General features: G+C 39.7%; 1 protein-coding gene. It reads right to left on the bottom strand.

The genetic code is table 11. The annotated features are described in order from the left end of the window. On the bottom strand, positions 1-669 hold a 669-nt coding region (radC, locus tag SPADD19_RS06265; protein WP_061455537.1), incomplete at its 3' end, for a RadC family protein. Positions 670-863 lie beyond the last annotated feature (194 nt).

The raw sequence follows: 863 nt of genomic DNA, 5'->3' as shown, positions 1-863 counted from the left end.
GGTTTCTTCACGGTAACTATAATAGTTTTCTTCAGATACAATCAAGTGATCCAATAGGGTTAAGCCCATCACTTCACAGGCCTCTAAAACTCGTTGCGTTACTTCATCATCATTTTTACTGGGAAATACGGCACCAGATGGATGATTGTGAGCCAAGATGATAGAGGTTGCCATGTGCTTCAGTGCATAATGCAGGATTTCACGTGGCTCCGCAATACTTCGATTCACGGTTCCAATAAAAATGGTCTGCTGATGAATAATTTCATTCTGTGTATTCAAATAGAGGGCAATCAGGTGCTCCTGTTTCTTATGGCCGATTTCCTGTTGAATTTTATGGGCCAATTTCTGACTGCTCATGATCTGTTCAGAACTCATCAATTCGTCTTTATGAATCCTTCGTCCAAACTCAATCACAGCCTGAAGTTCGATGGCCTTCACCCGGCCAATGCCAGAGATTTCCTGTAGCTCCTCTAGGGTTAATTGACTTAACTCCTTTAAACTATTAACGGAGCTCAAAAGACCTTGTGCAATCTCATAAACGCTTTTTTGCTTATTGCCTGTCCGTAAGAGAATGGATAACAATTCTTGGTGACTCAGCTTATCCACTCCTTCAGAAACCAAACGTTCTCTAGGAAGCAAAGATGGTTCAATAAATGATATGTCGTACATAATTTCCTCCTCACTTATTAATTCGTAATAAATGGAGAAAACGACAACCTTTCATTATTTACAGGCGATTTCTTCCTTCAAATCATCTAACACTAAGACTTCATCTTTATTAAAGCGGATTTGGTAACCTGTTTGAACTTGCTCAAGCTCCTTTAAAAACTGTTGAATTTCACAGCGAATCAAGTACTCCTGGC

It is taken from the genome of Streptococcus parasanguinis, from assembly GCF_001578955.1.
In the GTDB taxonomy this organism is placed as follows: Bacteria; Bacillota; Bacilli; order Lactobacillales; family Streptococcaceae; genus Streptococcus; species Streptococcus parasanguinis_U.
This window is presented reverse-complemented; position numbering and strand designations above follow the sequence as displayed.